Annotated in this window: 1 pseudogene; it reads left to right on the top strand. The window is 44.7% G+C overall.

Annotated features, from left to right (window positions below):
* A pseudogene (locus LKX83_RS32180) lies at nucleotides 1-333 on the top strand (tRNA uracil 4-sulfurtransferase ThiI); the annotation flags it as partial.

The raw sequence follows: 333 nt of genomic DNA, 5'->3' as shown, positions 1-333 counted from the left end.
ATCCGTTTACATCGGAGCGAGCGAAGCAGAAGGTAATTGACTTAGCGCGTATCCTGACTCAATATAGTGGAGGTATGAAGCTGCATGTCGTACCATTCACAGAGATTCAAACTCAGATTCGTCAGCACTGCCCGGAGCATTACACAATTACGATTATGCGTCGCTTTATGATGCGGATTACTGAGCGATTGGCACAAAAACATGGAGCATTGGCAATTGCAACAGGCGAGAGCCTTGGACAAGTGGCATCTCAAACAATGGAGAGCATGTATACAATTAATCATGTTATTAACACACCAATGCTTCGTCCGCTTATTGCGATGGATAAAGAGG

The organism is Cohnella baijiui, assembly GCF_020731285.1.
Lineage (GTDB): Bacteria > Bacillota > Bacilli > Paenibacillales > Paenibacillaceae > Cohnella.
This window is presented reverse-complemented; position numbering and strand designations above follow the sequence as displayed.